Origin of the sequence: Hoylesella timonensis 4401737 = DSM 22865 = JCM 15640, assembly GCF_000455445.1 — a bacterium.
GTDB lineage: Bacteria > Bacteroidota > Bacteroidia > Bacteroidales > Bacteroidaceae > Prevotella > Prevotella timonensis.
In genome coordinates this window covers 311843-318340 of record NZ_HG417092.1, presented here as the reverse complement: position 1 = coordinate 318340, position 6498 = coordinate 311843, and the positions used below count along the sequence as shown (strand labels likewise).

The 6498-nt window shown below is 45.5% G+C and carries 4 protein-coding genes; 3 read left to right on the top strand and 1 reads right to left on the bottom strand.

Annotation, left to right across the window (positions count from 1 at the left end; all coding sequences use genetic code 11):
• Nucleotides 1–180 precede the first annotated feature (180 nt).
• Entirely contained in the window at nt 181–3681 is a 3501-nt protein-coding gene (mfd, locus tag BN35_RS04760) for a transcription-repair coupling factor (protein WP_025072587.1), read from the top strand.
• Nucleotides 3682–3688: 7 nt separating this feature from the next.
• Here the strand turns inward: mfd and BN35_RS04755 are convergent, their stop codons facing one another.
• Complete coding sequence (locus tag BN35_RS04755; protein WP_025072586.1) at nt 3689–4231, bottom strand: NUDIX hydrolase; 543 nt, start codon at nt 4229–4231, stop codon at nt 3689–3691.
• 327 nt (nt 4232–4558) lie between these two features.
• On the opposite strand from BN35_RS04755, the gene BN35_RS04750 reads away from it, so the two are divergent.
• Nucleotides 4559–5122 carry an RNA polymerase sigma-70 factor gene (locus BN35_RS04750; RefSeq protein WP_025072585.1) on the top strand — a complete coding sequence of 188 codons (564 nt, stop codon included), beginning with the start codon at nt 4559–4561 and terminating at the stop codon, nt 5120–5122.
• Nucleotides 5123–5154: 32 nt separating this feature from the next.
• Nucleotides 5155–6168 carry a FecR family protein gene (locus BN35_RS04745; RefSeq protein WP_025072584.1) on the top strand — a complete coding sequence of 338 codons (1014 nt, stop codon included), beginning with the start codon at nt 5155–5157 and terminating at the stop codon, nt 6166–6168.
• Nucleotides 6169–6498 lie beyond the last annotated feature (330 nt).

Sequence of the window (6498 nt, the reverse complement as noted above, 5' to 3'; positions counted from 1 at the left end):
CAGTCTGTTCTGGACACCAAAACAGTCTGTTTTGGTAGGTAAAATAGTCTGTTTTGGTAGGTGAAGGCATGTAGATAGCAATATTCCCCCAATGCTTTAGGTTCCTTCATAGATATTGCCATATTTTAAGGGGGCTTTCTCACGTTATTTCGTTACCTTTGTATGCTCAACGCATTTGCGATGAATATACAAGACATTCAACAATTATATGGAGCTTCGCCCCAGGCGGGTGCACTCCGAAAAGCATTAGAGGACAAATCTGTAAAGACCGTTTTCTTACAGGGACTCGTGGCTTCTGCTGCGCCCATGCTATTTGCTGGCATGGCAGGAAAGTTACAACAAACCATCCTATTTGTACTTCAAGATGCCGATGAGGCTGGTTATTTTTATCATGACTTAATGCAGGTGATGGGCAGTCAGCAAGTGTTGTACTTCCCCTCCTCTTATCGGCGTGCCATAAAGTACGGGCAACGTGATGCCGCTAACGAAATTCTGCGTACCGAAGTGCTGTCGAAACTAAGTTCGGGAGAGCCTCTGTATATTGTTGCTTCGCCCGAATCGCTGTGCGAGTGGGTGGTTTCAAAGCATAAATTAGAGGAGCGAACCCTACAAGTGGCAGTGGGGCAAACGGTGGATATGCAGACGTTGAAAAAGTCGTTGCGTGCCTTCGAGTTTCATGAAGTTGATTATGTCTACGAACCAGGACAGTTTGCTGTGCGTGGAAGTATTGTTGATGTCTATTCTTATAGTTGTGAATGGCCGTATCGTATTGATTTTTTTGGAGACGAGGTAGATACCATTCGTACGTTTGATGTGCAAGATCAGCTTTCTAAAGAACACAAAGAGCAAGTTCAGATAGTGCCCAAACTGTCGGAAATGAAAGAGGATAAAGTTCCGTTTCTTCAGTTATTGCCCTCCACTGCCTTGTTGGTAATGCAAGATTTTACCTACGTTCACGACACCATAGAGCGCATATACAACGAAGGATTTGCCAAGCAAGTGATGCAAGAACAGTTGGAAGGTGCTACCGAGGTGGAGCAACGAGAATTGATGCATGCTTGGCAAAAGGAGCAACAGCTCATTAGTGGACGTCAATTTCTGCAAGACATGGCAGGCTTTAAGCGCATTCAGTTTGGCCAACAATCTGATATGACGCCTCAAGTCTCTATTTCTTTTGATATTACTCCACAACCCCTATTTCATAAAAACTTTGATTTGCTGTACCAAACATTGGCGAATTATGCACATCGGGGGTATGCTTTGTATATTTTTGCGGAGAGTGGAAAACAGGTAGAGCGACTTCGTGAAATCATGAAGGCGCAGCAAGAAAATAATTCCTCTATCCCCATTCAACTTGCAGCGGAGTCTTCCAGTGGAGTAGGAGCTTACTTGCAGTTGCAGGCTCCGAGTGCTCGACCAGCAACGGAGGACGCTGAGAAGGGGACTGGTAAGGGGGCTTCTATCCATGCAGGGTACATCGATCATCAACTTAAACTATGCTGTTTCACTGATCACCAAATATTTGAACGCTTCCATAAGTACAACCTCAAGTCGGATAAGGCACGAGCTGGCAAGATGGCACTCACGCTTAAAGAACTTCAGGAAATGGAGCCGGGCGACTTTATTGTGCATGTTGATTTTGGTATTGGTAAATTTGGAGGTTTGGTGAGAGTTCCTACAGGCAATACGTATCAAGAGATGATTCGCATCATCTATCAGCGAGGCGACATTGTAGATGTTTCGATACATGCGCTGTATAAAATCTCCAAGTATCGTCGTAGCGATACTGGTGAACCTCCTCGTTTGTCTACATTGGGAACAGGTGCGTGGGAACGGCTCAAAGAAAAGGCAAAGAAGCGCATCAAGGACATCGCGCGCGACCTCATCAAGCTTTATGCCAAGCGTCGGCATGAAAAAGGTTTTTCGTTTAGTCCTGATACCTTTATGCAACAAGAATTGGAAGCCAGCTTCTTATATGAGGATACCCCAGACCAAGTGAAGGCAACGGCAGAGGTGAAAGGCGACATGGAGAAAGCGCGTCCCATGGACCGTTTGGTGTGTGGCGATGTAGGGTTTGGCAAGACGGAGGTCGTCATTCGTGCAGCGTTCAAGGCAGCTTGCGACTCCAAGCAGGTGGCGGTGCTGGTGCCAACCACGGTGCTTGCTTTCCAACATTTTAAGACTTTCAAGGAACGTTTGCAGGGCATGCCCGTGAATGTGGACTATCTTTCCCGTGCTCGAAGTGCGAAACAGACCCGTCAGGTGTTGGAGGATTTGGCGGCAGGGCGCATCGACATCATCATCGGAACGCATAAGCTGTTGGGAAAGTCGGTGAAGTGGCACGACTTAGGTTTGCTCATCATCGATGAAGAACAGAAGTTCGGAGTGGCAACGAAAGAAAAGTTAAGGAAGCTGAAGACTAACGTTGACACGCTCACCATGTCGGCAACGCCCATTCCCCGTACCCTACAATTCTCGTTGATGGGCGCGCGCGACATGAGTATTATGCGCACGCCGCCTCCCAATCGTTATCCCATTCACACGGAGATAGGTACGTTTGGACACGAAATCATCACCGATGCCATCAACTTTGAGATGAGCCGAAACGGACAAGTGTATTTTGTGAACGACCGTATCTCTACGCTGCCCGAGATAGAGAAGGTGATTCTAAAATATGTACCCGATTGCCGCGTGGCGATTGGGCATGGTCAGATGCCGCCCGAACAGTTGGAGAATGTCTTGATAGACTTTATGAATCATGATTACGATGTATTGCTCTCAACTTCGATTATTGAGAATGGTATTGACATCAGTAATGCCAATACCATCATCATCAACAATGCTCATCGCATCGGATTGTCAGACCTTCATCAAATGAGAGGACGTGTGGGGCGAAGCAATCGTAAAGCCTTTTGCTACCTGTTGGCACCCCCTAAGTCGGTTCTCACACCCGAAGCGCGCCGACGTCTCGAAGCTTTGGAGACGTTTTCTGAGTTGGGTAGCGGGTTCAATATCGCCATGCAAGACTTGGATATTCGTGGGGCAGGAAATCTGTTAGGGGCAGAACAGAGCGGTTTCATGGAGGATTTGGGGTACGAAACCTATCAGAAAATCCTTTCACAAGCAGTTACCGAGTTGCGTAATGACGAGTTCAGCGACCTTTACGAAGAGTCTATTGCAAGTGGAGAGGTGGTGTCGGGCGCCGATTTCGTGGACGACTGTGCCGTGGAGAGTGATTTGGAAATGTATTTCCCCGATAACTATGTGCCAGGAAGCAGCGAGCGTATGTTGTTGTATCGCGAGTTGGATAATATTGAAGATGATAATGAGCTGACGACTTATAAACAGAGGTTGGAAGACCGGTTTGGTCCTGTTCCGCATGAAGGTGTAGAACTGATGAATGTCGTGGCATTGCGGCGAGTGGGCAAACGCTTGGGATGTGAGAAACTCATACTGAAACAAGGAAACATGACCTTGCAGTTCGTCAGCAATCCCATGAGTGCATATTATAAGAGTAAGGCGTTTGATAGCGTGCTCAACTACATTGCCCAGCATGCCCGTCGCTGCGACTTAAAGGAGGTGAAAGGCAAACGCATGTTGCATGTGAGCAACGTTTCGAGTGTTGAAGAGGGCGTGAAGATACTTAGAGAGATAGAGGGTAGTGCGTCCATGGAACGATGAATGCGCCTTACAGATGTTCAGAAAAGTATTTCCACAAAGGAGCTATCATCAGTGCCTGCATGAAATCGCCATTCTTGAGCATCTCGAAGACCTCGGCTTTAGGCAGTAACTCAAACTCGATGTCTTCGGTCTTGTCCAAGTGTTGACTGCTGATTGATTCTACACCCTTTGCCAAAAAACAGTGGCAAAGGTTGTTCGTGGTGCTGGGATTGGGAGAGATGGTCATGAGTTTGCTCCATGTTCCTCCACCAAAGCCTGTCTCTTCTTGCAGTTCTCGCTTGGCAGCGTCGAGCGGTTCTTCGTCTTTTTCTATCACGCCAGCACAAATTTCATTCGACACAATGCCTAATCCGTGCCGCCATTGGCGTTCAATAATCAAGTTTCCCTTGCAGTCTTCTGCTATAACATTTACCCAATCGGGATATTCCAGCACATAGTATTCGTCGTGAATCACGCCGTTGGGCAGTTTTACCTCGTCTCGACGAGCCGTCAGCCACGGTCGTTTGATGATATAATCAGACTTTAATGTTTCCCATTTTTTGATTGACATGCTCTTTTATTTTAGATAGTTGGATGCTCTACTTTGCAGTGCTGCGAGTCACTCGGAAACCGTTGTGTTTCAAGTGTACGATGTAGCAAAGGTACGACTTTTTTTTGATGGCACAAATCTAATCTTTTTATGTGAGTCTTTTTAGCAGGAGGTTAGCCGCTTCTTTATCTTTTCTTTAGGTCTGTATGGACAGGCGTTTATAAAAATAGATGTTGTTTTGGGAGCTGAAATGTCTGTAAACTGCCTTTTTTTGCGTACATTTGTCAACGCAACAAATACACTATTGTAAAGTGGGGGACAACGACATCCCTTTCAATCTTCGTAAAATTGGACATAAACAACTATCTTGTGCGGCTTGCCTCTGGTGACGTATCTGCATTTGAGGCAGTTTTTAGACAATATTATCCTCGTGTACGTGCTTTTGCATTAGGACTTACAAAAGAGGCAAGCGATGCTGATGACATTGCGCAGCAGGTATTTGTGAAGTTGTGGACGCATCGCAGCCAACTTGTTGCTGTTCGAAATTTAGATGCCTATCTGTTTAAGACGGCACGCAATACTTTCTTGGATTATATTAGAAGTAGGAAGAAGAAACTTGTCATTGAGCGCATTGACGAAGGGATGTGTCTTCTAGATTCTGCGTCTCCTTTTGAAGACTTGGAGCGTGAGGAGTTGAGGTTGCTTGTAGATATGGTGGTAGAGACAATGCCACCAAAGCGGCAAGCTGTCTACCGAATGAGCAGAGAGCAGGGTCTAAACCTTGAAGAAGTTTCCAAAGCCCTGTCTATCAGTAAAAAAACCGCAGAGAATCACCTTAATTTAGCGTTACGGCAGTTAAGAAAAATAGTTTATCTCTTCTTATTAATTGTTAACAACTTGGGTGTATTTTGACGGAAGTTCGTCATTGATATAAAGCAGACAATATGAAATATAGAGACACCATCATCAAATACTTCTTTCATCACAATGTTTCCAGTCGCACGAAGAAGCGTGTCTTCCGCTACTTGGCAGATGAGCGAATATTGGCAGAAAAAGACGATACCATGCAAAAAATATGGGATGACACACGTCATGCCACACTGCACGACGATGAGCTGGACATCGCCTTGATGCAGGTTGAAAACAACTTGTCGCTGGTATCTGGCAACGCGACCAAAGCGGAAGACGTTGTCATGCGCCCTCGTTGGAGAATTTTTGCTGCCTCATGGCTGGTTGCCGTCATGGCTATGTCTTTCTCTGCCTACTGGTATATACAGACTTCCAAAAAAGCAGAGCAGGTGGATCAGGTGGAATTTCTTGAGGCTATGACCGACTATGGACAGAAAAAAAACATTGTTTTGCCAGATGGCAGCAAGGTATGGCTCAATGCAGGATCTACACTTATTTATCCAACAGAATTTGTACAAAAAACGCGCAAGGTATTTTTGTCGGGCGAGGGCTACTTTGAAGTTGCTAAAAGAAGTAGCCCCTTTGTGGTAACCACACGTTGCTTGCAGACTAAAGTGTTGGGTACATCTTTCAATGTAAAAAGCTATGTTGGTGAGGATGCCGTGACTGTAACCTTGAAAGCGGGAAAGGTAGTCGTAGCTGTGCACGACAGGTTTCATGACGGAACACACTTTCTCGTGCCAAACGAGCAGTTGGTGTATGTTCCATCCACAGGAAAAGTGGTTGTGCAGCAAGTAGGTGATGAGATGAGCGACGCATGGCGAAAGAGCAAGTTGCAGCTTACAGATGTCTCTTTGAAAGAAGCCCTGCGACAAATTGAAAGGATGTACAATGTGAAATGCCATTTACTGAACGGTCGATATGCTCAGCAGCGTATCCGTGCACATTTCAATCAGAACGAGAAGTTGGAGAACGTTCTCTATGTCATCAAACGCCTCATTCCAGGTATTGCCTATCGGGTAGAAGGTAATGATATTTACTTTGAGTAGCATTAAAGAGGCTTCACATCGTGTATTTTTTAATTGTTATGATTATTTAACACTATTACTTTGGGTGTTGTCGCCAGCTTTCACGTCTTACCCATGAAATTAAACCTATAACTATAAACCATGTATGAATAAAAGAGTAATTTGTTGCTTGAGATTGGCATTGTGTATGCTTATGGTCGGAACAATCTCCATCCATGCGCAACGTGTGTCGTTCAATGGAGAGCGTATGTCTCTGAAGAAGGCTTTCGAGCGGATAGAGCAGCTCTCGAAGTATAAAATCGAATACAATGTGTCGCAGTTCAATGCCGATCGCCTTGTCACCTTAACACA

What these genes read in the sequence shown, in the direction of transcription:
- mfd (WP_025072587.1), top strand. Translation starts at nt 181, where the DNA reads ATGAATATACAAGACATTCAACAATTATATGGAGCTTCGCCCCAGGCG.
- BN35_RS04755 (WP_025072586.1), bottom strand. Translation starts at nt 4,231, where the DNA reads ATGTCAATCAAAAAATGGGAAACATTAAAGTCTGATTATATCATCAAA.
- BN35_RS04745 (WP_025072584.1), top strand. Translation starts at nt 5,155, where the DNA reads ATGAAATATAGAGACACCATCATCAAATACTTCTTTCATCACAATGTT.